General features: G+C 37.8%; 24 protein-coding genes. 14 read left to right on the plus strand and 10 right to left on the minus strand.

Annotated features, from left to right (window positions below; translation table 11 throughout):
- Positions 1-33: 33 nt before the first annotated feature.
- The 6 genes from FGD67_RS05345 (at position 34) to FGD67_RS05370 (ending at position 5,701) form a co-directional block, all read left to right on the plus strand.
- The gene (locus FGD67_RS05345; protein WP_257174022.1) at positions 34-789 is read left to right on the plus strand and encodes an ETEC_3214 domain-containing protein; all 756 of its coding nucleotides are present in this window, start codon (positions 34-36) and stop codon (positions 787-789) included.
- A 30-nt stretch (positions 790-819) separates the two neighbouring features.
- On the plus strand, positions 820-2,118 hold the full coding sequence (locus FGD67_RS05350) for a murein transglycosylase domain-containing protein (RefSeq protein ID WP_257174023.1): 1,299 nt from the start codon (positions 820-822) through the stop codon (positions 2,116-2,118).
- A gap of 2 nt (positions 2,119-2,120) precedes the next feature.
- Positions 2,121-3,044 carry an LPP20 family lipoprotein gene (locus tag FGD67_RS05355; RefSeq protein ID WP_257174024.1) on the plus strand — a complete coding sequence of 308 codons (924 nt, stop codon included), beginning with the start codon at positions 2,121-2,123 and terminating at the stop codon, positions 3,042-3,044.
- Between the two features lie 15 nt (positions 3,045-3,059).
- Positions 3,060-4,070, plus strand: coding sequence for a hypothetical protein (locus FGD67_RS05360; protein WP_257174025.1), 1,011 nt, complete (start codon positions 3,060-3,062; stop codon positions 4,068-4,070).
- 66 nt (positions 4,071-4,136) lie between these two features.
- Positions 4,137-5,171 (plus strand): bifunctional oligoribonuclease/PAP phosphatase NrnA, encoded by a 1,035-nt coding sequence (locus tag FGD67_RS05365; protein WP_257174026.1) that lies wholly within the window; start codon positions 4,137-4,139, stop codon positions 5,169-5,171.
- Between the two features lie 32 nt (positions 5,172-5,203).
- A complete protein-coding gene (locus FGD67_RS05370; RefSeq protein WP_257174027.1) occupies positions 5,204-5,701 on the plus strand; it encodes a YqhA family protein in 498 nt (165 codons plus the stop codon).
- A gap of 142 nt (positions 5,702-5,843) precedes the next feature.
- Here FGD67_RS05370 and norR read toward each other — a convergent pair whose 3' ends face one another.
- Positions 5,844-7,442 (minus strand): nitric oxide reductase transcriptional regulator NorR, encoded by a 1,599-nt coding sequence (norR, locus tag FGD67_RS05375; protein ID WP_257174028.1) that lies wholly within the window; start codon positions 7,440-7,442, stop codon positions 5,844-5,846.
- A 251-nt stretch (positions 7,443-7,693) separates the two neighbouring features.
- On the opposite strand from norR, the gene FGD67_RS05380 reads away from it, so the two are divergent.
- Together FGD67_RS05380 and hmpA are read left to right on the plus strand one after the other, a co-directional pair.
- Entirely contained in the window at positions 7,694-7,969 is a 276-nt protein-coding gene (locus FGD67_RS05380; RefSeq protein WP_257174029.1) for a hypothetical protein, read from the plus strand.
- Between the two features lie 129 nt (positions 7,970-8,098).
- Positions 8,099-9,280, plus strand: a complete 1,182-nt coding sequence (hmpA, locus tag FGD67_RS05385; protein ID WP_257174030.1) for an NO-inducible flavohemoprotein — start codon at positions 8,099-8,101, stop codon at positions 9,278-9,280.
- 130 nt (positions 9,281-9,410) lie between these two features.
- Here the strand turns inward: hmpA and FGD67_RS05390 are convergent, their stop codons facing one another.
- The 5 genes from FGD67_RS05390 to FGD67_RS05410 form a co-directional block, all read right to left on the minus strand.
- Positions 9,411-10,250, minus strand: coding sequence for an HDOD domain-containing protein (locus FGD67_RS05390; RefSeq protein ID WP_257174031.1), 840 nt, complete (start codon positions 10,248-10,250; stop codon positions 9,411-9,413).
- A gap of 197 nt (positions 10,251-10,447) precedes the next feature.
- Positions 10,448-10,765 carry a DUF5329 domain-containing protein gene (locus FGD67_RS05395; protein ID WP_257174032.1) on the minus strand — a complete coding sequence of 106 codons (318 nt, stop codon included), beginning with the start codon at positions 10,763-10,765 and terminating at the stop codon, positions 10,448-10,450.
- Between the two features lie 444 nt (positions 10,766-11,209).
- Complete coding sequence (locus FGD67_RS05400; protein ID WP_257174033.1) at positions 11,210-12,589, minus strand: ATP-binding cassette domain-containing protein; 1,380 nt, start codon at positions 12,587-12,589, stop codon at positions 11,210-11,212.
- Positions 12,590-13,006: 417 nt separating this feature from the next.
- Complete coding sequence (gene eno / locus FGD67_RS05405) at positions 13,007-14,305, minus strand: phosphopyruvate hydratase (RefSeq protein ID WP_257174034.1); 1,299 nt, start codon at positions 14,303-14,305, stop codon at positions 13,007-13,009.
- Between the two features lie 158 nt (positions 14,306-14,463).
- Positions 14,464-16,101 carry a CTP synthase gene (locus FGD67_RS05410; RefSeq protein ID WP_257174035.1) on the minus strand — a complete coding sequence of 546 codons (1,638 nt, stop codon included), beginning with the start codon at positions 16,099-16,101 and terminating at the stop codon, positions 14,464-14,466.
- Between the two features lie 241 nt (positions 16,102-16,342).
- On the opposite strand from FGD67_RS05410, the gene FGD67_RS05415 reads away from it, so the two are divergent.
- Entirely contained in the window at positions 16,343-16,927 is a 585-nt protein-coding gene (locus FGD67_RS05415) for a DUF4202 domain-containing protein (RefSeq protein WP_257174036.1), read from the plus strand.
- A 36-nt stretch (positions 16,928-16,963) separates the two neighbouring features.
- Here FGD67_RS05415 and FGD67_RS05420 read toward each other — a convergent pair whose 3' ends face one another.
- The 3 genes from FGD67_RS05420 to FGD67_RS05430 are packed head-to-tail and all read right to left on the minus strand — an operon-like array spanning position 16,964 to position 19,289.
- A complete protein-coding gene (locus FGD67_RS05420) occupies positions 16,964-17,350 on the minus strand; it encodes a YbaN family protein (protein ID WP_257174037.1) in 387 nt (128 codons plus the stop codon).
- A gap of 48 nt (positions 17,351-17,398) precedes the next feature.
- The gene (locus tag FGD67_RS05425; RefSeq protein ID WP_257174038.1) at positions 17,399-18,403 is read right to left on the minus strand and encodes an ABC transporter permease; all 1,005 of its coding nucleotides are present in this window, start codon (positions 18,401-18,403) and stop codon (positions 17,399-17,401) included.
- A 4-nt stretch (positions 18,404-18,407) separates the two neighbouring features.
- Positions 18,408-19,289, minus strand: a complete 882-nt coding sequence (locus FGD67_RS05430; protein WP_257174039.1) for an ABC transporter ATP-binding protein — start codon at positions 19,287-19,289, stop codon at positions 18,408-18,410.
- A 156-nt stretch (positions 19,290-19,445) separates the two neighbouring features.
- Here FGD67_RS05430 and FGD67_RS05435 point away from each other — a divergent pair, with 156 nt between their 5' ends.
- Entirely contained in the window at positions 19,446-19,640 is a 195-nt protein-coding gene (locus FGD67_RS05435) for a hypothetical protein (RefSeq protein WP_257174040.1), read from the plus strand.
- A 1-nt stretch (position 19,641) separates the two neighbouring features.
- Positions 19,642-19,863 (plus strand): hypothetical protein, encoded by a 222-nt coding sequence (locus FGD67_RS05440; protein ID WP_257174041.1) that lies wholly within the window; start codon positions 19,642-19,644, stop codon positions 19,861-19,863.
- A gap of 10 nt (positions 19,864-19,873) precedes the next feature.
- On the opposite strand, the gene FGD67_RS05445 is transcribed toward FGD67_RS05440, so the two are convergent.
- Complete coding sequence (locus FGD67_RS05445) at positions 19,874-22,174, minus strand: GNAT family N-acetyltransferase (protein WP_257174042.1); 2,301 nt, start codon at positions 22,172-22,174, stop codon at positions 19,874-19,876.
- Positions 22,175-22,577: 403 nt separating this feature from the next.
- Between FGD67_RS05445 and FGD67_RS05450 the strand changes: the two genes are divergently transcribed.
- The 3 genes from FGD67_RS05450 (at position 22,578) to FGD67_RS05460 (ending at position 25,763) form a co-directional block, all read left to right on the plus strand.
- Positions 22,578-22,733 carry a PA3496 family putative envelope integrity protein gene (locus FGD67_RS05450; RefSeq protein WP_257174043.1) on the plus strand — a complete coding sequence of 52 codons (156 nt, stop codon included), beginning with the start codon at positions 22,578-22,580 and terminating at the stop codon, positions 22,731-22,733.
- A gap of 328 nt (positions 22,734-23,061) precedes the next feature.
- The gene (gene pdxH, locus FGD67_RS05455) at positions 23,062-23,715 is read left to right on the plus strand and encodes a pyridoxamine 5'-phosphate oxidase (protein WP_257174044.1); all 654 of its coding nucleotides are present in this window, start codon (positions 23,062-23,064) and stop codon (positions 23,713-23,715) included.
- 503 nt (positions 23,716-24,218) lie between these two features.
- On the plus strand, positions 24,219-25,763 hold the full coding sequence (locus tag FGD67_RS05460; RefSeq protein ID WP_257174045.1) for a PAS domain-containing methyl-accepting chemotaxis protein: 1,545 nt from the start codon (positions 24,219-24,221) through the stop codon (positions 25,761-25,763).
- Positions 25,764-25,939: the final 176 nt, after the last annotated feature.

Consider the following 25,939-nt stretch of genomic DNA (forward strand, 5'->3'; position numbering starts at 1 on the left):
AGTACACAATAATAGAAGAAAATAAGGTTAGTTATGTTTTTCTGGGAAGAAATAAAGTTTAAAAATGGAACTTTTAAAGATAAGTTCCTTTTTGTTGCTATTGCTATTATGGCACTCGGTCAATGGTCTGATTCGAAAGAGCTCGCTCAAGAAGCTTATGTCGCGGTTATTTCTAATTTTACGCATAAGTATGAGTATGAAGCATTAAATAAGATCAATATTGGCAGCAACATGGAGTATATTTCACAGCAAATAGGCTTCCCGCAATTAATAAAAAAGAGTAAATACATCGACGACATCAGCTTCGCCTATTATCTCAATGAAAAATATATCTTAACCTTAATTTTGCAAGACAGCAGAGTTACCGCCTATACTATTAGCGCATTAGCAGATGATTTTACGCCCAACAACCTGCTCAATAAAAAGCCTTCTGAGAATAAAATCAGTGTTGCGGATAATACCCAGAATATGACTGACTTTACCTTAGATTATAATAATGTCGATTTCTTTTTAACAAGAGAAGAGTTAGGCAAAGACAAACTATTTATGAATCAATACTTTGGTGCTATCGGTTATAAAAAGAACATAAATATTAGTGCTGAAGAGCTTCGAAAATTATACGACGAAGTTAACTTAGAAGAAGACAATAGCAAAGTAACTCAGACGCGTGCGTTAAACATAAGTCAGAAAGCGAGAAATAACTTTTTTGGCGCAGGTGAAGTCGACTTATCTGTTATCGCAGACTCCGTTCTCACTAACTTTGAATATTCATTTTACTATAAACAGTAAAACTGACAGCTGTATTAATAAGGATATATTATGTCTAGCTTTTCTAGAGTCACCGTCGCTCTTTTGATCGTCTGTTTCTCAAGCCCAATCGCGCTAGCAGCAGAGAAAAAAAGCAACAGCTTTGCCGAATATCGTAAAAATCGCCAAGCGATATATAATCAGTTTAAAACGGATTATCTTAATCGGTATGAAAACTATCGTGCTGAAATCAAAGAAAAATGGGGCGTTGCTGAATTAAGTTCTAAAACAGAGTACGTCCACTATAACGAAAAAAACAAAACTAAAGTTTTAACCGACTTTGAAAACGATACCATAGAAATTAGCCTTTTAGATGCTGATAATTTATCAGATAACGAAGTAGATCAACGTATACGTGCAGCGATAATTGATTCATTAGATCAACAACCTGAAATCCTTGCCAGTAAACAGATAGAGTTTGACGTTGCGACAGAAAAAGCACCAGAAACAGAGATTTCAACACCAACGGTTTTAAATCACTTAGGTATAGATTCTGCTGAAAGCTTAAACACTATACTTAAGCAAGTAACAACCGTTCCGCTAGAAACACAACAACAAATCGTCGTCAAACGTACACAAACACGCTTAGATAAACAAATAGCAAATATCGAAAACTTTCTTGATAGCGATGAGATTAGTATCGAACAAGCCAAGGCACCAAAGGCACTCGTTGTTAGCATGAAAGAAGAGAAAAAATCTATTAAACGTGATGTTAATCAATTAATTACAAAAAACATTAAAACCTATAAAGTTAACCTGCACAGGGATCGCTTTAAAAAGGCTGAGCAATATTTACAATATGTTGAAAGTAATGCCGAAAAATGGCAACTGTCCAAGCAATTTATCCTCGCGGTTATGGAAACTGAAAGCCACTTCAACCCACTAGCTAAATCATATGTACCGGCTTATGGCTTAATGCAAATAGTCCCCTCTACAGCAGGTGCTGATGTCAATAATCGCATTCTTGGCATGAAAGAAAAACCAAGCCCTGAATTACTGTTTAGTGGCCGCGATAATATCAAATACGGCTCTGCTTATATCCATATTTTGATGACTCAGTATTTAAAAGAAATTGAAAATCCAACTAGCCGACTTTATTGCGCTATTGCCGCCTACAATACTGGCATAGGCAACGTTGCTAGAGCGTTTAACAAAGGTAAAAAAGGACGCCTTAAGGCTATGAAGGTGATCAATACTATGACTCCAGATGAAGTATACGATGTGATTAAAAAGCGCACCCATACGGAAACACAGCGATACCTAGATAAAGTACTGGAAAGTAAACAGTATTTTTCACAGCAAAAGGTCTAAAAATGAGATACTTCATCGGTATATTACTTATCTTGCTGCAACCGTTAGCCAATGCGCTTGAAGCAATTCCCGCTGATGACGAACAGTATATTTATGGTCTAGGTATCGACGTTGATCACAGTAATGCCCAAAAACTTGCTTTGGCTGACATTACACAGAAGCTGTCAACACGAATACAATCAAGTGTAGGTATCAGCCAAGATAAAACCGGTAATACCACCACCACAAGCACTAAACAGCATACAATGGCGGTTTCTCAAGAGATTGAACTGCCTAACATCCAGGTAATAAATAATAGTAAAGCTGACAATCAATGGCGAGTGCTGGTTCGAGTTGAACGAAAATTAGTGCAACTATCACTTAAGCAGCAACTTGAAACGATAAATGATGAACTTATGTTTATCATCGAAGATTTTAGTGAATCTCAAGGGCCAGCTTGTTGGCACACACTTTCAACAAACAACCATAAAAAAGAAAAACTAACCGCATTAATTCCTGCCTACCTTGGCAGTGGTATGGCAGAAGAGAGTACACTCGCATTTAGTCAACAAGCACAAACTTATGAACGTTTATTTAAGCGCTGTAAGTATAAAAATAAATATACCATTACTTATCCTGCTCAAGCCTCTGCTGACTTTAAGCGGGCTTTTGAACAACTAATCAAAAGCCAAGGATTTAAAGTCACTAACCAGAAAAAAGATACCGGTAATATTCAGATTAAACTATCAGAAAAACAAAGCTATGCATTTAAAAATTATCTAAATATTATCAATGCAGAGTTTACTGTTTTAGATGAGTTTGGTGATGTGATTAGCTTTATAAAACTAAAAAGCAAAGGTTCATCATTTAACAATAAAAAAGAAGCAAATAAAAAAGCTGTCATAAATCTGATAAAAAAAATAGAAACACAAATGATAAAGTCTTAATAAAAGGGAATCTGCATGAAAAACTCTATTAAAACTCTCGCCTTAACAGCGATTTCAGTCGTGGTTATCGGTTGTGGTGCAACATTACCACCATTACCAACATTACCATCAGTAAACTTAGCATCAATCGACGGTTTTTCGGACCAAGACTTAAAGGTCAAAAACAACAACATCATCGTAGCACCAGGTATGAAATCTAATATACCTGAGTTTGTACAAGGCTACTTTGCTAATGAAATAACCACCATTATCGTTGATAGTGGCTCAGAAGTTATCGATAGAAGAATGGCAGCACGCTTTATCGATGAAATTCAATTAAAAGAAAACCTAAGTGAAAACTACAATGCTTATCAAGGCCCTGTAGAAGCTAAGTTTGTTGTCATCCCAACAATCACCGATATGTCATTTGGTGGCGAATATGAAAAAGCTTACACTTCTAAGAATAAAAAAGGTGAATCAACACACCACCCTGCTGAATGTGATTACTCAGCAAAAGTAAAAGGCAATGTACAAATTAGAGAGTTACCTTCCATGAAGCAAATTGTTTCATTCAATGTCCAAGGTAGTTCTTCTAATAGTAAAGAGAACCCACCAAGTCGTTCTTGTGAAGAGCAAGTCATGTATAACGGTGTTGTTGCTGGTGCCGTTGCTGATTTACTTGAAAAAGGTGAGAGTGATTACGTAACCTTAAGCAAGTACGTCGGTTCACGAGGCTTAATTACCGGTGCCAAAGCATTTAACGGTGAGCTGTATTTCGAAACAAACCTAGGTCGAATTCATGGTGCTAAAGAAGATGCACAAATCGCCATTTATCAAATAATTGATGATGAAATGGTGATGATTGGCGAAGGTGAAATGATGGATGCCAAAAACGTCTTAAGTAAAAAGTCTTATATTCAAGTAGATAGTGACGTAGCGCCGTTAATTAAAAAAGGCATGATCATCATGCTTTCCGGTAAGTGTGAGGGTTACTTTTGCTCACTTAAGACCTCTACTGATAATTTATTAAAGTCAATGGCACGCTAAGTACAATAATAAAAATTAATGGGGAGCTAGCTCCCCTTTTTGCATTTTGCCATTAGTGGATTAACCGTGAATAAAGTTAAACAAAAATTAAATAAGTTTTTGCAATTATTATCGCCATTACAGCGAGTTGTAATACAAGCACATGATTTTCCTGATCATGATGCGATTGCTTCCGCTTATGGCTTAGCCGCTTTATTGCAAGCAATGGGCATGAACACCCTTATTGTCTACAATGGCCATGTCGATAGAATATCATTAGCCAACATGATTGAATGGCTAGACATTCCGGTGATTCATTGTAATAAAGCCAAGTTAACCGCACATGATAAAATTATCACGGTTGATGGTTGTATTGGTGAAAAGAATGTTACTGATATTCAAGGTGAAGAAATTGCAGTCATTGACCATCACAACGTCACACCACCAAAAGGCCTATGGTACTGCGATGTACGTAGTAACTATGGCGCTACAGCAACCATTATCTATGAATATTTCAGCTCTCTTAACATAGACATACCTGAAAAGGTTGCCACCGCATTATTGGTGGGTTTAAACATCGATACGGCAAATTTAACACGCGGTTTTTGTAATGCCGACTTAAAAGCCTTCTTAGGGCTTAATCAAGTTGCAGACTTAGCATTAGTCAATAAAATTTGTCGCAATTCATTAATACAAAGTGAACTAAAAAGCTTTCAGCACGTTTGTGATAACGTAGAAAGTAATGACGGTATCGCCATTGTGTTATTAAAAGAACCATGTGCCAAGAACTTATTAGGCGTATTAGCTGACTTCCTCTTGAGTGTAAACGAATACGATATTGTTATTGTTGCAATGAAGTTTAACCAAGCAATACAGCTATCTCTGCGCTCTGAATGCCCTAAAGTTAATGTTGGCTTGTTATTGAGACAAACCTTAAACCAAAAGCAACGCGGCTTTGGTGGCGGACATGCTCATATGGCGGGTGGTATGATACTCAATGATAAAAGTCATCACTTTTTTAGCAATGAGCATGCGCACTTTAGCCCTTTCGTAGATGCAATCAGGCAATTAAGAGCAGAAAAAAACTGTAGTTCACAGGCATCAGAAATTGTGATCTGCTAATTAAAACTATTTCAACAAAAAAGTAGAGATTTATGGAAAAATTTTTTGAATCATTTTTATGGCAAAGCCGCTTGGTGTTGCTGGTTGCTGTTATCTGTTGTGTGATAACAGCTGTGGCTTTAGTGGGCTTAGGTGTTTATGAGGTGATACATTTTGTCGGTAACCTTATCGGTTATTTGTTCAGCTCTACTGGAGAAATATCAAGAGGAATGTTAATACTCAGTGTCATCGAGGTATTAGATACCTTCTTAATTTCATCAATCCTGTTTATATTTTCCTTTGGTTTATATGAACTGTTTATTAGCTCTATTGAACAATCTTCAGAGCACACATCTCAAGCTTTCCAGATCAACAGCATAGACCAACTAAAATCTAAATTAGGCAATGTCATTGTCATGCTATTAGTGATTAAACTGTTTTCATATTTTGTTGAGATGAAGCCCTCATCAATCATTGAAACGCTTTACCTGGCTATTATCGTATTACTCGTTTCCATAAGCTTATGGCTTGGTCATAAGCATGTAAAATAGTCGGCTTTGACTTATTAAAAACACCAGTTGAGTTATCAATGCTCGCTAAAAAGCTAAACATCATGTTCGGCTTTTTAGCGATAAAAGTAAATGCGTTGTAGTGAAATTAAATCGTTCTCAACCCGTATTAATATCAAATACATTAGTTAATCGACATAACAATACTTTTAACCACTTTAATATCGAGTCTTTTGGCAATACGATTTAGATTAGCCCGATCTATCGACAACCTTCTTGCCGTGGCCGCCCAATTACCCTGTTCTTGCGTTAACACTTGTTTTATCAGCTGTCGTTGAAATTGCTCAGTTTCAGTACGCAAGTTAACGCAGCGGCTATGTGTTAGAATATCTTCAACCACTTTTGGCTCAATTATTAACTGATCCGATTGCGTCGCTTGCAAATTAATTAAAGAACCACAGTCTTGTTTTTCTATGGCAATAATCGCTTTATCTTTTTGTCTTGCCCTCGCTTTTAGCGCCGCTCGGCTCACAACATGTTCCAGTTCACGGACATTACCAGGCCAATTATATTGTTCAAGGTGACGAATAGCGTCACTGGTTATTTTTAGCTGCACAACCCCTAGCTTACGCTTGGTTTGTTCGACAAAGTAGCCACTCAATATTTGTACATCGCCATCGCGCTCTTGCAACTTAGGTACACGGATCGGGTAAACACTGAGTCGATGATACAAGTCAGCACGAAAACGGCCGTCTTCGGCTTCTTCCTTTAAATCTCTATTGGTCGCGGCAATAATACGGACATTAACTTGTTCAACACTGTCTTGCCCTACCGGCTGAATTTCATTACTTTGAATAGCACGTAATATTTTACTTTGCGCTGCTAGCGGTAACTCACCAATTTCATCAAGAAATAAAGTCCCCCCATCAGCTAAAGAAAACTTACCGGCACGTGCTTTATCTGCGCCGGTAAAGGCACCTTTAACATGGCCAAACAATTCACTTTCTATCAAGTTTTCGGGTAATGCCGCACAATTAACATAAACCATAGGACCATGCTGGCGAGCAGACTTCTGATGCAGGGTCCGGGCAACCAATTCTTTGCCAACACCGGTTTCACCATAAATTAAAATATTAAACTCTGAATTAGCGACAATAATTAATTCCTCTTTCAGTTGTTGCATGATTGTGCTTTCGCCAATTAATTCGCCACCATCGCGTTTCCATGCTTCTTCGGTTAATTCAGCCACAACCTGCTGTGAATGATCAGCTCGATATTCTAGTTGCTCAATCAAAAAAGCGGTATTTAACGTGGCTGCAGCCATGGCTGAAATCACCACCAAGGTACGTTCAGGAATATCATCAAATACATGTGGTGTCAGACTATCTATGGTTAATAAACCTAACAATTTATCGGCATAATAGAGTGGTAATCCCATACAAGAGTGCACAGGTAAGTCACCTTCTCGGTCGATAAGCAAACCGTCATAGGGATCGGGTAATGTTGAATCTGCAGAAAAGCGAATCGGTTGCTTTGCTTGGCAAAGCGCGGCAAACCTTGGATGCTCGGCTATCAAAAAACGTCGGCCCATAGTATCTCGACTCAAGCCTTGCAACGCTATAGGAGTGAGGGTATCACCATGAAACGATAGTAATGCCACCGCATCACAGTTAATGGTTTTTCGCACAGTAGCAAGCAAACGATCAAACCTATCTTTACTATTCAGGCTACTGGCTAAATCTAGTGCTAATTCAATAATTGCACTTGAAGATATTTGGCTCATATTTTACTGATATTTTATTTTCACTCAAAGATGTATGCAAAATATCACGAAAGAGTCATTTAGACCACGAAAATTCGCGGTCAATATGACAACAACCTTACCAATAAATAATACAAACCATTGATTATTAATAACTTTAAATGATGGCACTTCCTTTGCAATACCTTAGTAAGAGCCACGGTAAGCATAAAGTTAAGCACTTGAGTTAACACAATAATTTATTACCGCATCTGGCGGTAGATAAGGAGTTTATGATGTACGCACAATTTTCTATGGCCGATAAATTACCGGATGTTAAACACGCATTAAATTTTCAAAAATGCTTAATTTTAGGTAATTACATGATGTTAATATCTTTCGTCATTATTTCCCTCAGTATTACCATCAACTTTGTCTTTGATGACTATTTTACTATGCCGTTGCAAATTTTCGCACATATCGCCACCATTGTTTTTGCTGCCGCTCTAAAACTTGGCTATGTCTTACGTTGCGTGGCCTTACATGGTTTTGGTAAGAAGGATTTCTAACAGCTTTAAATTTAAAGTTGCACCTTATGCACCTTCAAGCATGCAATCAAGACACGATAAATGACTAATGAATTTTATTACTGCTATTTCATTAGTTACTTTTACCTTTCAGTTAATTTAGGAGCAATAATGCTAACTGATAAACACATAGCGATAATTAAAACTACCATTCCATTATTGGAAAATGCAGGCTCTGCAATGACCACTCATTTTTATCAACGATTATTCGTTCATAACCCTGAGTTACAAGATATTTTCAATATGTCGAATCAACACACCGGCCGTCAGCAAGTGGCGCTATTTGAAGCAATCGCCGCCTATGCTAAAAACATTGAAAATTTAAGCGCATTAACGACTGCTGTAGAACGCATAGCACAAAAACATACCAGTTTTAATATTCAAGCAGAGCATTACGCTATTGTTGGTCAGCACCTAATTGAAACCCTGCGTGAACTTGCCCCTGAAGCTTTTACCTCTAATGTTGAAGAGGCATGGACAAGCGCCTATCAATTTTTAGCTGGCATATTTATTAATCGTGAAACCGAGTTATATCAGCAACGTTTAATAGAAGTGGGCGGCTGGCAAGGAGCAAGGGCATTTAAAGTGATCGACAAAGTGGTCGAATCTGAACTAGTAACAAGCTTTATCTTTGCGCCGGTCGACCAACAAGCAGTTATTGATTTTATACCTGGGCAATATTTAGGCCTTGAAGTTCAACCAACAGGCAATGACTATAAAGAAATTCGCCAATATTCTTTATCAAATAAACCTAATGGTAAAAATTACCGTATTTCGGTTAAGCGTGAACAACAAGGTGTGCCTGGTAAAGTATCAAATTATTTACATCAAGCGGTTAATATTGCTGATGAAGTCAAACTTTATCCACCTGCCGGTGACTTTTTCTTTGTTGACCGTCAAACCCCGACCGTACTTATTTCCGCCGGCGTCGGTATTACTCCCATGCAAGGTATGTTAGAAACATTAGCTGAAAATAACCATAACCAACCTGTACACTTTTTACATGCTTGTGAGGCAAGTGAACAACATTCTTTTGCACAACGAACGAGTGAACTCATCAATCAAAACAACTGGCAACAGAATATCTGGTACAGAACTGAAGAAGTACAAAAACCACATATCAATAAAGGCATGATGGATTTAGCTACTGTTGATTTACCAACGGAAAATGGAAACTTCTATTTATGCGGTCCCATTGCTTTTATGCAATTTGCTAAACAGCAATTGTTAAAACTAGGTGTAGGTGAAAGTAATATTCATTATGAAGTGTTTGGCCCGCACGCCACATTGTAATATCTATAGACACTAAAAATCAGGCCTGATCAGCTCATAAACCAGCGGTTAGGCTCTTCTATATTGGCTTAAAACTAAAGACCAAAAGCTATGTCCGATAACGCAAGCGCTTCAATTCATGTACTTAAAATTAATACAGCAAAGTATAGCCATCTTCTAGATCAGAGTAGTCCATGGCAGAGATCCCTAATACATCAAACACCGCTTCTTGAACATATTCCCAATCTGGCGTAACGCTCTGGCGTCTAGCTTGCTCAATTAAGTTTTCTGCCGCTTTTAAAATTGCGAATGCTAGTTGCTCGCTACTATCAGTTATTTCATCCAAGTAGTCTACTTCATGATGACGCAAAATAATTTGACAAATTTCACTGGGTAAGTTCCACGACGTTGCTACATAATAGCCTAACACTGCATGATTGGTATGATAGTGTTGCTCTTCTAACTCAAGGGAATTTAACGCTAACCCACTTGCTTCTGCTAATAAATCATTATAATCAGTATATTTTAACGCTAATATTGGCATACCACAGTTATGGAAAAGCCCGATACTATAGAGCGTATCAACCGGTATTTTACTGTCTATTTCTCCGCCGATAAAAGACATCGCGTTAGCAGTATCAATAGCGTTATCCCAAAAGTGTTCAAGCGAAATACTTGAAGTGCCTTGAATGGAAGATTTAAGCAATAAGGCAATAACAAGACCATTAACCCCTCGTAAACCTAAGGCCATCACCGCATGCTTAATTTTAGATACTTTACGGTTAACACCATAAAGTGGAGAATTAATAACTTTTATAATTGCTGAAGATAAGCCAACATCATTACTAATCAATAAAGCAACTTTATCGATATTAGGTTCATCTTCTGCCATCAGCTTTTGAATATCAATTAGAATTTGAGGTTTAGCGGGTACTTGAAAACTAGAAACTGCCGAAGCTAACTTTTTATTATCTAGATCAATCAACGACATAATTCCTTACTTTATTTTAATCTAAGTTCAACGTCTAAGAGTTAAATATGAGCCCAAGGGCTAAGCCTCAAATTAAAGCGACTTTTCACTAGCTATAGATATTACCAAATTCAAGAAAGTTACAGTACTGATTATTTAAGTCAATTTAATCATAATCATATAATAGTTAATGAATGACTTTATAACAATGAAACATTTTATTTTCTAACTTTTTTTAATTCAATAAGTAACCAATCTTGACTTTTCATTACCGCTTTATCAGCACAGTGGATTTTATAATGTTTACCTGACATTGCACTTTTAGTCGCGGCATATTTAATAAAGTCTTCTGCCGATTTAATATCATCAAGGTAATATCGATACTTTTTATTAATATGCTTAACCGCTTCAGCCCCTGTATGCATGGTGCCATTGCGTTCATACTTACATTCGGTTTTTTCAATAAACGTCAAAAGATGAGCGACTTCATCATGAGAAGATGCAAAAATATTAAAAGACAGTAATGATATTAGCATTGAGACTACTTTTTAAGTTCAATTGATTAACTCCAAATTGCAGCAAGGTAAAATAATATACATAAATGTACTCAACAAATCAGTAGTAACAAAAAGTCACTCACAAGCGTGTAATGCCAATCAGTTAACTGTTAACCGCTTCAGTGCCTAAACATGTGCTTGCTATACCAGTGCACTTCGCGCAATCAGAAGCGTTTATCCATTTAGGTGTGTCCGTACGGACACATTTAGGTTGCAATATTACATGCCGAATATTGGTGGAATAAACTCATGCCGATCATTGGCACAAGTACAGTTCTTAAAGAAAGCGGCGCTATTGAACTATTTGAAAGCTCACTCAATGGCACGGCAAAAGTTTCTTAACTGATCAGCATTACTTATTAAGTCGCCAGTTAATTTATTGTTAACAGCTTTATAAAGACAGAGCCAAAAGCAAAAAGTCAATTAAAGCTTTATATGCTGCTCAAATATCGATAAAAGCTCGTCTTGCCTATGGCTTACTAACAACATAGTACTGTGTTTTTGCGTGGCTAAGTGCTCTAAAAAATTCAGCACTCTATGCCTATTTAATTCATCTAGTCCCTGTGTTGGTTCATCTAAAATAAGTAAATAAGGCGACTTCACTAATGCTCTAGCGACTAAAGCAAGTCGCTGTTCACCATAACTCAACTGTTGAAATAATTGCTGCTTGTGTGCGGATAAACCTATTTTTTCTAACCATTGCTCTGCAATAGCAAGTTGTTTCTCGCTTGGTTTTTGATACAGACCAATCGAATCATAAAAACCCGAAAGGATCACGGTAAGTAAGTCGACACTCACTCGATATTGACGATGTAACTCGGCGCTCACAATGCCCATTTGTGCTTTCAGTTCCCAAATACTTTCACCTGAGCCTCGTTTATAACCCAAAACATGAATATTATTGCTATAACATTGTGGACAATCTCCGGTAATTAATTGCATCAGGGTAGATTTACCACTGCCATTAGCACCTGTGATCAACGTATGTTGTAAAGGTTTAATGCTAACATCTAAGTTTTCAAAAACACTCACACCGCCATAACGCACCGTCCCCTGAATGAGCTCGACTAAAAGTGTATGTTGATAATCTGCTAACTGCTGCACGGTATCTGGCCAAGGCGCATCATCTGGTGCTGGAGTTAGTAAGACATCAAGCTGATTTTTAGTATCGGCATCCGTTAACTTACCAATAACAGAGAATTGTCCACGTTCAATAAAGGCAACGTTGTCAAACCATGTTGGAATATCTTGGCGATTATTTAACAATAAGAGCACGGTAATACCGGTTTGCGATAAACCTGCTAAGGCATCAGATAAAGCCTGACAAGAAGCAATATCTAAGCTGTCAAACGGGTTATCACAAACAAGTAAATCAATCCCCTTGAAGATGGCTTGCAGTATTAACAACTTTCTACTTTCACCAGTGCTAAGTTGTAAGTAGCTAGTATCAAGACGCTGACTTAAGCCAAACTCACCAATGAGAGGGTCATGCCATTTATCTTCCGGTAAAAAATTTTTCGCTTTAATCATAGCCCCATTAATATCAGCATAATCAGGCGCTATTTTTTCTAAAGTCTCTTCATAGATATCTTGCTGTGCTTCAAAGGAAATCATAGCGACTTTGTCTTTAGCCGGTAATGTTAGTTGTTCAACCTTTGTTGGTAATAATTCTCCAATTAACAGTTGATTAAAATATTGTTTCCCTGAGCCATTGCGTCCCAAAACACACCAGTTTTCTTTTTCAAGTAATTGCCACTGTTTAATGACCAGCTTATCGTGCTCAAAATTTACTATACTTATCATATGGTTAATTTTTCCATTAAATTTTGTTCTTTCGAAGATACTTTTAAAAGTCAATTATATCAATTAACAAAACAGCTTTATAACATTGAGTTATATCATTGCATCTAATACCAAGTCTATTAAGTTTGTTCCCACTCAGCGCTTAGCGCTATATGAACGACATTAGCACCAACAATATTTATCCAGACTGATTGGTTTTTATAGCTTTCGAATCACTTTATACCAAGTTTACTTGGACACGGTTCATTTTCAAAATACATAAAAAATCCGATATCAGTTAACTGGTATCGGATTTTGAATTATTTGAAAGGTCGGTCAATGGCTCTTGAAAAGTTGCTTAACGGTTGCACGCAACTATCAAGTGTCAGTGAGTATAACCATAACCGTTATTGCACTTATTTAGCAGAAAGCTTTTGATTATTGACCTTTAACTTCAGACAAACCATTAAAAATAGCTTTGTCGCCTAAGAACTCTTCAATACGTAACAATTGGTTGTACTTAGAAACACGGTCGCTGCGACATAATGAACCGGTTTTAATTTGGCCAGCCGCCGTACCTACGGCTAAATCGGCAATAGTTGAATCTTCAGTTTCACCCGAGCGATGTGAAATAACAGCAGTAAAACCTGCATCTTTCGCCATTTTAATTGCCGCTAAGGTTTCTGTTAAGGTACCGATTTGGTTAAATTTGATTAAGATAGAGTTACCAATACCTTGCTCAATACCACGAGCTAATATTTTGGTATTTGTCACAAACAGATCATCACCCACAATTTGTACTTTGTCACCAAGCAGATCGGTTTGGTATTTGAAACCATCCCAGTCTGACTCGTCCAAGCCATCTTCAATTGAAACAATTGGGTATTGCTGACAAAGCGTTGCTAAGAAATCGGAGAATTCATTCGCCGTAAATTGCTTACCTTCGCCAGTAAGGTCATAAATACCCTTTTCAGCGTTGTAAAATTCAGATGCCGCACAATCAAGTGCTAAAGTTACATCTTTACCTAATTCGTAACCGGCTGCTGCTGTCGCTTCTTTAATAACCGCTAAGGCTTCCGCATTTGATGATAAGTTTGGCGCAAAACCACCTTCATCACCTACTGCTGTGCTCATGCCTTTTGAAGATAATACTTTTTTCAAGGCATGGAAAATTTCAGCACCCATACGCAATGCTTCTTTAAAGCTTTTTGCGCCAACCGGTTGTACCATAAACTCTTGGATATCAACGTTGTTGTCAGCGTGCTCGCCACCATTGATGATGTTCATCATGGGTAACGGTAATGAGTATTGGCCCGGAGTACCATTAAGGTCTGCAATATGTTCAAATAATTGTACTTTCTTTTCCATTGCCGCTGCTTTAGCATTAGCTAAAGAAACCGCTAGAATAGCGTTAGCGCCGAAAGTTTCTTTGTTTTCAGTGCCATCTAAATCAATCATGATTTGGTCAATATTTGCTTGCTCTAAAGCACTTTTGCCGATAAGCGCGGTAGCTATATCATGGTTAACAGCAGCAACGGCTTTTAACACGCCTTTACCTAAATAACGTGCTTTGTCACCATCACGTAGCTCTAGCGCTTCGCGAGAACCGGTTGAGGCACCAGAAGGAGCGGCAGCTCGACCCCAAGCACCTGACGCTAAATAGACGTCAGCTTCAACCGTTGGGTTACCACGAGAATCCATGATTTCGCGAGCGATAATTTTACTGATATTAGACATTATGTTCCCTATTCCTTACTAACTGCGCATGGCAGGTTATAAACGATAAATTAAAAGTTAAATTGCTATAAATTTCAGTTCAGTTCTCAACAGTAATAAAATACTTAGCTGCTAAAAACAAAACCGCAGCAATAAGCTACGGTTTTTATTAGTTCGAGTTAACTTGATTGCTGCTTTTGATGTTCAAAAGCGGCAGCAATAAAGCCGGTGAAAAGCGGGTGGCCATCACGAGGAGTTGAATTAAACTCTGGATGAAACTGCCCGGCAATAAACCATGGGTGATCAGGATTTTCAATCACCTCAACTAAGCTTTTATCCGTAGATAATCCCGAGAACACTAAACCTGCTTTGCTTAATTGTTCACGGTAGTTATTATTTACCTCAAAACGATGACGGTGTCTTTCATAAATTGTTTCACTACCATATACGTCATATGTCTTGGTACCTTTCACAATGTGACACAATTGTGAACCTAAACGCATGGTTCCACCTAAGTCAGACTCAGCATTACGGTATTCGACTTTGCCTTCTTCATCTAACCATTCGTTGATCAAACCAACCACTGGGTGTGGTGTCTCTGCATTAAACTCAGTACTATGTGCATCAGTTAAACCGGCAACGTTACGGGCATATTCAATCAACGCCACTTGCATACCTAAACAAATACCCAAGTAAGGTATTTTGTTTTCGCGGGCATATTGTGCGGTTAAAATTTTACCTTCAACGCCACGCTCACCAAAACCACCCGGCACTAAAATAGCATCGAGGTCTTTAAAAACTTCAACACCTTTAGACTCTACGTCTTGTGAATCAATATATTGAATTTTAACTTTAACTTGGTTAGTAATACCGGCATGTTTTAATGCTTCGTTTACTGATTTGTAGGCATCAGGCAATTCAGTGTATTTACCGACCATACCAATAACAACTTCACCTGATGGGTTAGCTTCTTTGTAAAGCACTTGTTCCCAATCGGTTAAGTCAGCTTCGGGTACATCAAGGCCAAAACGCTTAACGACTAATTCATCCGTCCCTTGTGCTTTAAGTAATGCCGGTACTTTATAAATTGAGTCAACATCACGCATTGAAACAACGGCTTTTGCTTCAACGTTAGTAAATAATGAAATTTTAGCGCGTTCATTAGCCGGAATAGCTCGCTCACTACGACACACTAAAATATCTGGGAAAATACCTATTGAGCGTAATTCTTTTACAGAATGTTGCGTTGGCTTCGTTTTTATTTCGCCCGCGGCGGCAATATAAGGCACTAAGGTTAAATGCATGAACATAGCGCGTTCACGGCCTAACTCAACGCCTAATTGGCGAATAGCTTCTAAGAACGGTTGCGATTCAATATCACCTACCGTGCCACCAATTTCAACCATCGCGATATCGTAACCTTCAGCACCTTCAATCACCCGACGCTTAATGTCGTTAGTAATATGAGGAATAACCTGAATTGTCGCGCCTAAAAACTCACCTTTACGCTCACGCGCTAGAATATCTTGGTAAATACGACCTGTTGTAAAGTTATTACGTTTGGTCATTTTGGTGCGAATAAAACGTTCGTAGTGACCTAAATCTAGATCGGTCTCTGCACCATCTTCAGTCACAAAAACTTCACCATGTTGAATTGGGCTCATTGTCCCAGGATCAACATTAATGTATGGGTCAAGCTTCAACATGGTAACTTTCAAACCACGTGCTTCGAGAATTGCCGCTAGTGATGCTGCAGCAATACCTTTACCAAGAGACGATACAACGCCGCCAGTAACAAAAATATATCTAGTTGTCATGCGATACCCAGAGTCAGGAAAAACAGAAATTTTGCACTAAATTGATTTTATTTTTGGTAAATAAATGAATTTAGTAGGACGGGAAAGCATTATACTTAAAAGCCATGTTCACGACAATATGATCAAGGCATCTAGTTGCACAAATTTTCATTAAAACACAGAAATTTTCTCTTAAAGTATTATTGTAACTAATGAAAAACGGGGTAAACTGATTTTTTACTTTTCCTAATAAATAAAACCCATGACTATGACGCAATTGCAAAATGTTTTAAACGCCATCGATACCATCAATAAAGCTGATATCAACACCACACTTGTTGACGGCATTGCTCAGCCAAAAGAGTTAGTGTACGGTCGCCACATGACAACTTGCCTTGAAAAATATTGGCCTGAAGCCGATGAGTACTTACAAATAGCGGTGCGCGCACAACATGTAAAGCGCTGGCAGTTGAAGCGTATCGACTTTCCGGCAGGTAAACAAGGCTACTTAACATGGCGCAAAGAGTTAGGTATTTTTCATGCCGCTACAGCCAAAGCATTGATGCTCGAGCATGGCTACAGTGAAGATTCAGCCGAAACCACTGCCGCGATTATTCGTAAAGAAAAATTAAAATCGAATGATAATAGCCAAACCTTAGAAGACGTAGCCTGTTTAGTTTTTTTACAATATTATTTTGATGAATTTGCCGCTAAACATAAAGAAGAAAAGATTATTCGTATTGTCCAGCTAACCTGGCGAAAAATGTCAACACAAGGCCAAGAAATTGCATTAAGCCTGACCTTGCCAGCTCATTTAGCAGAGCTGGTTGGTAAAGCCTTAGCCTAAACAATAATTTAAGCAGGCTGGTTGGGCTTGTGTTTGTTATTCTGGCGCTTTAGATGTCAAAATATCTTGATTGCCATTACTTAGTGGTAAGCGCCACAAAAAGACAATGGGCCAAGCAACCAACACAACTACGAATACCTTTAACCATAGGGTCGGTAAAATATAACACGACCATAATGTCGCAATAGCAATAGAGCTCAAGGCCATGATTTTTGCTCGCTTAGGAATACTGCGCGACTGCTGCCAATGGTAAATCATTGGCCCAAAAACTTTATTCGCCAACAACATTTTATGCATGCGTGGCGATGATTTGGCAAAACATGCCGCCGCGATTAACAAAAAAGGCGTGGTTGGCAACAAAGGTAAAAACGCACCAACAAAAGCTAAAGCGACAAAAAATATCCCTGATATTTTTAATAACATAATGCTATGCCCTCTTTTAGATCAACTTAACATTAATCTTCAAATAATCTAGCGTTCAGTATTCCAACTAAACAAATAAGCACCTAAGGCTAAAAACACTGTACTCATCACCATTAAAACGGAGACATGATAACTAATATCCGCTAAGGTTGCCCCTTCGGTAATAATTTTACGTGCCCCCGCCACTAAATGGGTTAATGGTAAAAAATCAGCAAACACTTTCACTGCATTCGGCGCGTCTTCTAAACTAAACCATACCCCTGATAATAGCATCATCGGCCATGAACTTAAGTTTAATAAGCCACCAATAAGCTCTTCACTTTTACTACGACTTGCCACTAATAAGCCCAAGGTAATTAAACTAAATGCCCCTAATATGGCAATAATAAACAGGTCAAAGTAGCTACCTAACATATAAAAATCAAAAAATAAATTACAGCCAATATAAACCACTGACGATAAAAACATGACAATAAATAAACGCGAAACTAACTGTGCGGAAACAAATTCTAATGCTGATAGAGGCGTTGCTTTCAATCGTTTTAACACTGCATTTTTACGATAACGAACAATGACATAACCAACACCAAATAAGCAGCTAAACATCATATTCATGCCAAGAATACCGGGCAAAACCCAGTCAACATAGCGAATTTTTCTACCCTGAGTTTCGATACGTTGATAGTTATCATGCCCATTTAAAAATATTTTCTCTACCAAGTAACTGCTAGGCGCACCTTGATTAACCCAATACTGTTGCGCATTAAAATCAACTAATAGATCAATGCTATGCTGCTCTAGTTTTACTTCTCCTAGTGCTTGTTCTTGGTAATCGATAAAACTGATATATTTAGTTTCTAGAAAACTCGATTGGCTTTGCGCTAAGTTTAATACCCCAACTTTATACACGGCACGACCATCACCGGAAAAAACAAATGATAAACCGATCAACATTAATATAGGAAAAAGTAAGTTCCAGCCCAAAGATGAGCGATCACGAAAAAACTCAATGTTACGGGCTTTAACCACAGCAAAAAAACGTGAAAAATTCATCTGATTAATCCCTTAAAGTGTGGCCGGTAAGTTTTAAAAATAAATCATCCAAGTTCGGTGATTTAACATGCAAACCTGTTAATGAAATTTTCTCTGACAGTAAAAGCGTTATCGTAGCTTCAACATCTGTTGTGGTAATTTCAACTTGCTGTTCATCTACTTGCCAGTTATTTCGCTGACACAGCTCACTAGGTACTTGCTCAGCAGGTAAATAGATAAACACTTCATCAAAATGTTGGTTAAGTAATTGCCTTGGTGTACCACGAGCGATCACTTGACCATGATCCATAATCAGCACGTCATCACACAATTGCTGTGCTTCGTCCATATAATGGGTTGTTAACACAACGGTTTTATCACGCGCTTTAATATTTTTAATTAATTGCCAAAAATTACGTCTAGCTTGTGGATCAAGGCCGGTGGTCGGTTCATCAAGAAAGACAATGTCGGGATCATTAATCAACGCTAGTGCGAGCAATAGTCGTTGACGTTGCCCACCTGAAAGCAAACGATTGTCACGGTCTAAAAACTCACTCAAGTCACATAATTCAATAAGTTCATTATGTGGCACCGTGTGCTGATAAAACGAGGTAAATAGGTTTAAAGTTTCTTTAACGGTCAGAAAGTCTTGCAAGGCAGTATGCTGAAACTGAATGCCTATTTGCTGCGACATTGACTCATCGATAGGCTTATCATAATAGAAAACCTCACCCTTAGTCGCTTTAATAATACCTTCCATAATTTCTATGGTGGTGGTTTTACCCGCGCCATTCGGCCCTAATAAGCCAAAACAATGGCCTTTCTGAATAGCAAAGTTAATATTGTCTACCGCAATAATATCTTTATAACTCTTAGTTAAGTTTTCAACACGAATAACTTCTTGCATGGCGCACCTCTATGAAACCTAAGCAGTATTCTAACGGTTGATGATAAATATTAATATCAGAATTCAGATATTTTACAAATGATAACAATTATCATTTGCATCAAGTTGTTTTTTCAACTATTGTTTTTAACGAAATAGCTTTCACGAGGAATGATGATGGGATTTAGACAAGTGAATGACGGATGTAATGGCAGAGCCCAAGTTGAAATATCAGCAGATTTATTAGCGCAATTAATTACTTCAGGCGCACTAACAGGTAATGACTGTCGATGCCTAGACAATAATGCCCGTAAAACATTATGGCAATGTTTACTGAACTTAAGTGCGAATATACCAACAAGGGAGTTGTAACATGAAAACTGAATCGGTCACGGTTGAACTTGACTGCTTAGAAGCTTGGTTAGAGAATTTTATCTCTAGCTATAATCAATCCGGTAACAAACAGCTATTGGCAAAAATATGTGCTGCTATCAATGCCATAATTCAACATGACGATTTTGAGAAAGTCGCGGATAGTCATTGTAGTTACCTTAAAATGCAAAATTATTGGTTATGGCGTTATCAAATCGCTTAAACAAACGGGTTTAGTGTTTATGTGCGCTTATATAATGAATCAACTGTTGGTTTAAAGCTTTTTTACCAGTAAATGCATAATGTTGACAAACTTGTTCAACACTGTGCTTTTGCAAAATACGGGCAATTAACGGTAATACTTCGGTATTAAACTGCTCGGTACAATGTCTTATTAACCATTGATGTAGGGCATAAACACAGCTACTAAATTGTCGTTGCCCTGAGATAAAGTCATTAACGCTTTGTTCAAGATCATTGCTCAGCGCTAGTTTTTTCAAGCCACAATTAGCATTGAGGACCTGCCAGACAAACTTTGTCGGCAAAAATTTAAATTCATCCGACAACCAATAGTCAAATTGTTGATAAAACTGTGCGCTTATTGCTTGTTGCGTACCTTCAGCATTTGGCATCAATGCTTTAGTCACGATACAAGAATGCTCTCCACTGGCTTTATCTTTACTAAAGCCAACTCGTGCAACATTAAACCCTGCTTGTTGCCAAAATTTAAGTAGACTCGCATTACCGGCAAAACTGGCGCCGATAAAATCTATGCCTTGCTCGATCATATTATTTTCAATAGCTCCTAGGAAGTATCCACCTAAACCCTGGCCTTGAAATTGAGGATGTATAGCAATACGCATGACGCGTTGATAACGATAATTAAAGCTATCTTTAATGCCACAATGGGTCAGCAAAGACTGCGGTAAAAACTGATCACGCAAACGTCGTTGGTTTTCCCGTACAAGCTTAACAAGGCTTTTATCGGCTCCCCCTTCTCGCATAAGCATAACCACCCCCAAAATATCACTTTCACGCCTGAGTATAAATAATGATATAGCCGTATTATTTAGCAGCAGTTTTACGTCACTAGGGGATGTTTGATAGTGAGCTGTTACTAACACGGCGAATATTTGTTGTAGAAGCGCCTCATTTTGTAATAACTGCGTTTTACTAACAGACTCTATTGTGACATTTTCCTGCTCAATCAAAGCAAGCTTTTGTTGTCTATGTCTATCAGCAAAGCTTTTGACACTAATTGAGCTATTGTCATAACTGGGTAATTTGGCGTTAAGTAAACAACTGGTAAAAACAAATTGTTCAAGCGGGTCATCATCAGCCCAACGAATAGCCTGATGAATATGTAGATTGCGCCAATTAGGCATTAAGCGTTGTAAAACTAAGCGAAACTTAATACTAAAGCCGCGCCCGGCGCCTTCATAACCGTGCACAGTGCTAGCGAAAATTAAACGATGATAATGCTCAAGTAGTTGCTGTAAAAGATAAACCGGCAATGCAGCGGCCTCATCAACCATAACGATATTAGCAACAGGCCGTTCTTTTAAGATGACATCGATAGGATAAAAAATAATACGGCCATTATCATGTTCAACACGTGTACCTTGTAGACTAGCGCAAGGTAAATGAGCAGTAACTTGATTAAAAAACACCTTCAGTGCTTGTTTACTTGCTGCGGTAATGATGATGTTAATAGGTTGTTTAGCATGGAGTAACATTTGACACGCGGCTAGCGCTAATGCTGAAGACTTACCCCGTCCACGATCAGCGGTTAACACTAAAGGTCTATCCCTATGGCCGTACAAAACTTTCAGCATAGCGTCTACGGCTAAAACCTGCTCTTGAGTAACACAGCCATATGGCAAATCCGTAACTTGTTCAGCAGCCGTTAATTTCTGGGCATATAGCTTACTTTCTGGTGCAGTTACCTGAGTACTCAATGTTATTGTTTTGACGCCCAGTTCAACGCTTTCATTAATAGCTAATTCTTCAGGCAGTTCAGGCAGCGACAATGCATTTTGCTTTATTAAATAACTATGTTTATCTGACAACTGCTTTAAAAAGCGCTGAAGAAAAAAATCCGTCGATTGCTGTTCATTAAGCGCTCTAATTTGACAAGGCGTTAATAACAATATAAGCACGCCACCGGCAACTAAGGTGCCAGTAAGTGCAGCAAAAGCATCAACATCAAAATCACAATGAGTATCGCTAACGTTAAGCTTCTGTCCGGCATTAAAAACGACAACATGCTGCTCTGTGCCCAAATACTGGCGATAGTTCTTGCGATTAACTGAGAGCAGTTGTTCATGCACATTTGCATTGAGATCATCGCCATAAACAAGACCTTGGCATGGTTGGCTATGACGCGAACTACTCAATAGTACCGTCAAACTTGTATTAATATATTGAGTCGTCCAATGCTCATCACCAACTAAAACAACTAAGCTGCGCCAACGTTTATTCTGTGTAAATTGCGCTAATTGCTCACACCAATGTGCAAATTTTTCTTTCAACATCAATTTTAACCTTAAGAAGTATCTCGACTGTCGCCAAGTGTTATCAGTCTATCAGAGCACCAATCAAAGCTAAATATCTACGCTAAGGTAAAATCAGCATATAAAAACAACATCTAGTACTTTGACGATAATATTTTTGTTGAAATGAAAAAATAATTAGTTGAAAATCCGCCGTTAGTTGCCTATGTTCAATTTATTAGTCTTCAGTATATGCCCTAAAATTATAGGTTAGTTATTTTTAAGATATGGTGAATTAAAAATACTGTGCAATATTGGCACTGAAATGCTCATGTAATTGAACAGTTGGCGAGCATTAAAACTTTATCAACCCTATTTATTGTAATTGCAGCACAGATTGTAAAAGCCGTAGGTATAAAAAATGAACGACGATTTAACAGATGACATGTCCCCAGCGGCAGACCATGAAAGTTATGACGAAGACCTGCCTAAAGGAGAAAAGGCAACACATAACAGTGAAGTTAGAAGACGCATTGATGACCTATTAGAGAGGAAACGCCTAAAAGAGTTATTAGACGACTCTGATGATTGGGATATTTGATCAATAACATTATCAAGGTTACATTTTTCTAGTGAGGCACTAATCTAAATCTACAATCGAAAAGGTCTGCATCGCTGGCTATTGTTGCGCTAAACCAAACAATGGCTGTCACTTTGCTTACCTTTTTATTAAGGCAAACTTCAATAGCGTTTAAGCGCTTATTTATCGAAAGTTATTTAATTTGATTTTCCGGTAAGCTGCTGTTATTTTCGCACACTATCATTAAGTTTTTTCAAAATTATCAGCAAAAAATTGATAGTAAATATTTGTTTCTAATGCAAAGCTGATATCATTAAGCTAACACTCTCACTGCCTAACCATCGACGTTATGACTTTATTTGAAAAACTACGCTGCCTACTTACCTTTGGTCAAGGCGTTGCCCTACCATTGCCACCGATTGATGAAAATGCCGATCCGCTAGCGCTCTTTAAACTTTGGTTTGATGAGGCCCATAAATCAGGCATTTTATTACCGGAAGCAATGTCAGTTAGTAGCGTTAGTCATAATGGTCAGCCTAGTTGTCGCATGGTGCTATTAAAAGAGTTTAATCACGATGGTTTTATTTTTTATAGTAATTACGCGAGCCGAAAAAGTCATGAGCTAAGTAACAATGACAAAATTGCTTTGTTATTTCACTGGAATGTTCTACAACGTCAAATTCGCATCGAAGGTTGTGTTGAACAAGTGAGTGCGGAACAATCAGCGAAATACTTTCATAGTAGAGATAGAGGCAGTCAAATTGGTGCTTGGGCATCAAAACAAAGCAGTAAACTGCAAACAGCAACTGAGCTTGCTGACAACGTTGAGTACTACACGCAAAAATTTGCTGGCCAAGAAGTTCCTTTACCTGAATTTTGGGGCGGCTGGCGGGTAAAGCCTAACTATATAGAATTTTGGCAAGGACGAGCAAGTCGATTACATGATCGCGTGTGCTTTGAAAAGTCAGCTTCCGGTTGGGATAACTTTAAATTACAGCCCTAATTAGCCTTATTGGATATTATACCAAGTCTAGTAAGTTTGTTCACTGAGAGGGAAGAAACTGAGTAGAATTGGTATAACAATATAGTTAACCCCAGTTCGGGTTATCTATACTTGTATTAAACCATTAATCTTATGTATTTAAAGCTCCTCATTTGCTCGCCTATAAAACCTCACCTGTAAAGTAACTAACACTAAATTAACAAGATTAACATAATTCTATTGCTTCAAGCTGATAAAATTAAGTATATTAGTTATGCATTTAAGAAATTCTTACCTTTATTATCAAACAGTGACAACTTTATACAGTCATCAGTAAGATTAATTTTAAGAACTATTCTCTCATTATTCTAATAACAAGAGAGGATCATAAATTTCAAAGGGATGGGCGCAAGAAGGAAAATATTAGTATTGCTCAATGTAGACAATATTTATCAACTAAATGTGGTAATCATCATCACAATTTAACGATAAATTGTATTAAATCTAAACTCGGGCGACTAACTATGAGCAAAGAGAAATTATTTAACCAATCTGAGATTTTATTATCAACCACAACTACTGACAGTCACATTAAATACGCAAATAAAAACTTCTGTGATATAGCCGGTTATACGCTCGAAGAATTAAAAGGCAACCCTCACAATATGGTTCGCCATCCCGATATGCCCAAAGAGGCATTTAAAAATTTATGGTCATTTATTCAAGCTGGAAAGCCTTGGATGGGGCCGGTTAAAAATAAATGTAAAAATGGCGACTATTACTGGGTGAACGCTTTTGTAACGCCGATTAAAGATAGCTCAGGGAAAGTGAATGAGTATCAATCGGTACGAACTTTACCAGAGCGAGATGTTATCGACAGAACAATTAAAGTCTACTCACAACTTAAAGAAAATAAACAGCCTAGTGTTTTAAAATATCAAACAGATATAACTTTATGGATCCAGTTGATATTAATACTGCTTTCAGCTTTATCAGCAGGCTCCGTTTTATTTTCCGAGACTAATTATTTTATTAGCCTTTCTATGCTATTAATTTCTTTAATCGGTACTGCAGTGTTTAGTTTTTGGCGAAAGAAATATAAACAAGTGGTTAATGACGCAAAAGCGATTTATGACAACTCCTTAATGGCTTATTTATACTCTGGAAACAATGATGATATTGGTACGATTAATTTAGCAATTCAAATGAAGCAGGCTGAACTCAAGGCAATTATTGGCAGAGTAACCGATGATTCTGAAAGTATTACTGAAATTGCTCAGCAATCGGCCAAAAGAGGCGAAGATGTAGCAAGTATTTTGAGCTCTCAAAAAAGTGAAACAGATCAAGTAGCGACTGCAATTACTCAAATGTCAGCAACAGTACAAGAAATTGCTCAAGTCGTTATACAGGCATCAGAGGCAGCACAACAAGGGCTAGAAATAAGTGCGAATGGACAGGCTGTAGTTTCAACAACGGTTGAAGCAATTAGTGAATTATCAAACCAATTAACGGAAGTCGAGAGTAACATTACTCGCCTGATCAATGGCACTAAGTCAATTGAAACTGTTTTAAATGAGATCAGCAGCATTGCTGATCAAACTAACCTTTTAGCCTTAAATGCAGCCATAGAAGCGGCAAGAGCTGGTGAACAGGGTCGAGGTTTTGCCGTTGTTGCTGAAGAAGTGAGAGCCTTAGCCTTAAGATCGCAACAGTCAACAGAGGAAATAAGTAAATTGCTAGGACTACTTCAAAAAGAATCGTCCTCTGCAACTCTTGCTATGGATAAAGGTAATAAACTTTCTGAAAACTGTGTGGAACTTGCCAGAGAAACAGGTGAAACTTTAAATAAAATAAACACTGAAATTACTGAGCTAGCTAACATTAATGCCCAAATTGCAACCTCAGTTGAAGAGCAATCGGTTGTAACAGAGCAAGTTAACCAAAATATAGTTTCTATCAGCGATATGTCGACAGAAAGCGAAATACATGGTCGAGAATCGGTAACACTCAGTGATACTTTATTAACGCGATTAAATGAACAGCATAGTTTGATTGGGCAATTTAGATAAAAATAAAGTCATTATCTATGATCTTATAAGCATTGCTTTAGTTGCACTCAACATAGCAATCATATATCCAGGTGCAATGATTAATTTTTTACCCACTAAGTTTTTAAGGGGCTATAGATTGACATAGCAAGATATGCTCGTCATTAAACAGCTTAAAGCTAGAGATAAAAAAACGT

Source organism: Colwellia sp. M166 (assembly GCF_024585285.1).
Lineage (GTDB): Bacteria > Pseudomonadota > Gammaproteobacteria > Enterobacterales > Alteromonadaceae > Cognaticolwellia.

Bases quoted from the DNA above. Each gene is read 5' to 3' on its own strand.
- FGD67_RS05345 (WP_257174022.1), top strand. From the start codon at position 34: ATGTTTTTCTGGGAAGAAATAAAGTTTAAAAATGGAACTTTTAAAGAT.
- FGD67_RS05350 (WP_257174023.1), top strand. From the start codon at position 820: ATGTCTAGCTTTTCTAGAGTCACCGTCGCTCTTTTGATCGTCTGTTTC.
- FGD67_RS05355 (WP_257174024.1), top strand. From the start codon at position 2,121: ATGAGATACTTCATCGGTATATTACTTATCTTGCTGCAACCGTTAGCC.
- FGD67_RS05360 (WP_257174025.1), top strand. From the start codon at position 3,060: ATGAAAAACTCTATTAAAACTCTCGCCTTAACAGCGATTTCAGTCGTG.
- FGD67_RS05370 (WP_257174027.1), top strand. From the start codon at position 5,204: ATGGAAAAATTTTTTGAATCATTTTTATGGCAAAGCCGCTTGGTGTTG.
- norR (WP_257174028.1), bottom strand. From the start codon at position 7,442: ATGAGCCAAATATCTTCAAGTGCAATTATTGAATTAGCACTAGATTTA.
- FGD67_RS05380 (WP_257174029.1), top strand. From the start codon at position 7,694: ATGATGTACGCACAATTTTCTATGGCCGATAAATTACCGGATGTTAAA.
- hmpA (WP_257174030.1), top strand. From the start codon at position 8,099: ATGCTAACTGATAAACACATAGCGATAATTAAAACTACCATTCCATTA.
- FGD67_RS05390 (WP_257174031.1), bottom strand. From the start codon at position 10,250: ATGTCGTTGATTGATCTAGATAATAAAAAGTTAGCTTCGGCAGTTTCT.
- FGD67_RS05395 (WP_257174032.1), bottom strand. From the start codon at position 10,765: ATGCTAATATCATTACTGTCTTTTAATATTTTTGCATCTTCTCATGAT.
- FGD67_RS05400 (WP_257174033.1), bottom strand. From the start codon at position 12,589: ATGATAAGTATAGTAAATTTTGAGCACGATAAGCTGGTCATTAAACAG.
- eno (WP_257174034.1), bottom strand. From the start codon at position 14,305: ATGTCTAATATCAGTAAAATTATCGCTCGCGAAATCATGGATTCTCGT.
- FGD67_RS05410 (WP_257174035.1), bottom strand. From the start codon at position 16,101: ATGACAACTAGATATATTTTTGTTACTGGCGGCGTTGTATCGTCTCTT.
- FGD67_RS05415 (WP_257174036.1), top strand. From the start codon at position 16,343: ATGACTATGACGCAATTGCAAAATGTTTTAAACGCCATCGATACCATC.
- FGD67_RS05420 (WP_257174037.1), bottom strand. From the start codon at position 17,350: ATGTTATTAAAAATATCAGGGATATTTTTTGTCGCTTTAGCTTTTGTT.
- FGD67_RS05425 (WP_257174038.1), bottom strand. From the start codon at position 18,403: ATGAATTTTTCACGTTTTTTTGCTGTGGTTAAAGCCCGTAACATTGAG.
- FGD67_RS05430 (WP_257174039.1), bottom strand. From the start codon at position 19,289: ATGCAAGAAGTTATTCGTGTTGAAAACTTAACTAAGAGTTATAAAGAT.
- FGD67_RS05435 (WP_257174040.1), top strand. From the start codon at position 19,446: ATGGGATTTAGACAAGTGAATGACGGATGTAATGGCAGAGCCCAAGTT.
- FGD67_RS05440 (WP_257174041.1), top strand. From the start codon at position 19,642: ATGAAAACTGAATCGGTCACGGTTGAACTTGACTGCTTAGAAGCTTGG.
- FGD67_RS05445 (WP_257174042.1), bottom strand. From the start codon at position 22,174: ATGTTGAAAGAAAAATTTGCACATTGGTGTGAGCAATTAGCGCAATTT.
- FGD67_RS05450 (WP_257174043.1), top strand. From the start codon at position 22,578: ATGTCCCCAGCGGCAGACCATGAAAGTTATGACGAAGACCTGCCTAAA.
- pdxH (WP_257174044.1), top strand. From the start codon at position 23,062: ATGACTTTATTTGAAAAACTACGCTGCCTACTTACCTTTGGTCAAGGC.
- FGD67_RS05460 (WP_257174045.1), top strand. From the start codon at position 24,219: ATGAGCAAAGAGAAATTATTTAACCAATCTGAGATTTTATTATCAACC.